This is a genomic window from Streptomyces sp. IBSBF 3136, from assembly GCF_036815105.1.
Lineage (GTDB): Bacteria > Actinomycetota > Actinomycetes > Streptomycetales > Streptomycetaceae > Streptomyces.
Map to the genome: position 1 here is coordinate 1 of NZ_JAJSZC010000419.1, position 2,585 is coordinate 2,585.

Consider the following 2,585-nt stretch of genomic DNA (forward strand, 5'->3'; position numbering starts at 1 on the left):
CTCCCCGTCCCGTCCCCCTTACGCCCCCACGTACGCGGCCAGATGCTCGGCCGTGACGGTCGTGCGGGTCCGTACCAGGTCGGCGGGGGTGCCCTCGAAGACGACCCGGCCGCCGTCGTGGCCGGCGCCGGGCCCGAGGTCGATGATCCAGTCCGCGTGGGCCATGACCGCCTGGTGGTGCTCGACGACGATGACCGACTTGCCGGAGTCGACGAGGCGGTCCAGCAGGCCGAGCAGTTGCTCGACGTCGGCGAGGTGGAGGCCGGCGGTGGGCTCGTCGAGGACGTAGACGCCGCCCTTGTCCGCCATGTGCGTGGCCAGCTTGAGCCGCTGCCGCTCGCCGCCGGAGAGCGTGGTGAGCGGCTGCCCGATGGTGAGGTAGCCGAGGCCGACGTCGGCCAGTCGCCGCAGGATGCGGTGGGCGGCCGGGATGTGGGCGTCGCCGGCGCCGAAGAACTCCTCGGCCTCGGTCACCGACATCGCCAGCACCTCGCTGATGTCGCGGCCGCCGAGGTGGTGGTCGAGCACCGACGCCTCGAACCGCTTGCCGTCGCACTCCTCACAGGTGGTGGCGACGCCGGCCATCATGGCCAGGTCGGTGTAGACGACGCCGGCGCCGTTGCAGGTGGGGCAGGCGCCCTCGGAGTTGGCGCTGAACAGGGCCGGCTTCACGCCGTTGGCCTTGGCGAACGCCTTGCGGATCGGTTCGAGCAGTCCGGTGTACGTCGCCGGGTTGCTGCGGCGCGATCCGCGGATCGCGGTCTGGTCGATCGACACCACGCCCGCGCCGGCCGGGATCGACCCGTGCACGAGCGAGCTCTTGCCGGAGCCGGCGACGCCGGTGACGACCGTGAGCACGCCGAGGGGGACGTCGACGTCGACATCGCGCAGGTTGTGCGTGCGGGCGCCGCGGATCTCCAGCACGCCGGTGGGCTCGCGCACCGTCTCCTTCAGGGCCGCGCGGTCGTCGAAATGGCGGCCGGTGAGGGTGCCGCTGGTCCGCAGCCGGTCGACGGTGCCCTCGAAGCAGACGGTGCCGCCCGCCGTGCCGGCGCCGGGGCCGAGGTCGACGACGTGGTCGGCGATCGCGATGACCTCCGGCTTGTGCTCCACGACGAGCACGGTGTTCCCCTTGTCCCGCAGCCGCAGCAGCAGGTCGTTCATCCGCTGGACGTCGTGCGGGTGCAGGCCCGTGGTGGGCTCGTCGAAGACGTAGGTGACGTCGGTGAGCGAGGAGCCGAGGTGGCGGATCATCTTGGTGCGCTGCGCCTCGCCGCCCGACAGGGTGCCCGCCGGCCGGTCCAGGGAGAGGTAGCCGAGACCGATCTCCACGAACGAGTCGAGGGTCTCCCCGAGCGCCACCAGCAGCGGGGCCACCGAGGGCTCGTCCAGGGCGCGCACCCAGGCGGCCAGGTCGCTGATCTGCATCGCGCAGGCGTCGGCGATGCTGATGCCCTTGATCCTGGAGGACCGGGCGCCCTCGTTGAGCCGGGTGCCCTCGCAGTCGGGGCAGGCGGTGAAGGTGACCGCGCGGTCCACGAACTCGCGGATGTGCGGCTGCATGCCCTCGCGGTCCTTGGCGAGCATCGACTTCTGGATCCGCGGGACCAGACCCTCGTAGGTCATGTTGATGCCCGCGATCTTCATCCTGGTCGGCTCGCGGTGCAGGAAGTCGTGCAGCTCCTGTTCGCTGAACGTGCTGATCGGCTTGTCCGGGTCGAAGAACCCCGACTCGGCGTAGAGCCGGGAGTTCCAGCCGCCTCCCTTGTAGCCGGGAACGGTGATGGCGCCCTCGGTGAGGGACTTGGAGGCGTCGTAGAGCTGGGTGAGGTCGAGGTCGGTGACCGTACCCCGGCCCTCGCAGCGCGGGCACATGCCGCCGGTGATGCTGAAGCTGCGCCGCTCCTTGACGGTCTGTCCGGCGCGCTGCACGGTGACCGCGCCCGCCCCGCTGATGGAGGCGACGTTGAAGGAGAACGCCTTGGGCGAGCCGATGTGCGGGGTGCCGAGCCGGCTGAACAGGATCCGCAGCATCGCGTTGGCGTCGGTCGCGGTGCCCACCGTGGAGCGCGGGTCGGCGCCCATCCGCTGCTGGTCGACGGTGATCACGGTGGTCAGCCCGTCGAGCACGTCGACCTCGGGCCGGGCCAGCGTGGGCATGAAGCCCTGGACGAAGGCGCTGTACGTCTCGTTGATCAGCCGCTGCGACTCCGCGGCGATGGTGTCGAAGACCAGGGAGCTCTTGCCCGACCCGGAGACGCCGGTGAACACCGTCAGCCGGCGCTTGGGGAGGGCGACGCTGACGTCCTTGAGGTTGTTCTCGCGCGCGCCGTGCACCCGGATCAGATCGTGACTGTCGGCAGCGTGCGGCTCGGCCGCCTGCGTGTCGGTGCTCGTTGCCATGGTCATCCCGTCCCCATCGTCGCCGTCGGCTCGCCCGGGTCACGCTAGCCCCCGCCCGCGGCCGACGCTTCTCGATTCCTGACCGATCCGCGGCCGCCGGGGGGCACCGCCTCGCCGGACCGGGGGGGGGCGCGGGGGGGGGGGGGGGGGGGGGGGGGGGGGGGGGGGGGGGGGGGGGGGGG

General features: G+C 72.1%; 1 protein-coding gene. It reads right to left on the reverse strand.

Annotation, left to right across the window (positions count from 1 at the left end; translation table 11 throughout):
- Positions 1 to 18 precede the first annotated feature (18 nt).
- Positions 19 to 2,409 (reverse strand): excinuclease ABC subunit UvrA, encoded by a 2,391-nt coding sequence (locus tag V7E45_RS39750; RefSeq protein ID WP_333779166.1) that lies wholly within the window; start codon positions 2,407 to 2,409, stop codon positions 19 to 21.
- Positions 2,410 to 2,585: the final 176 nt, after the last annotated feature.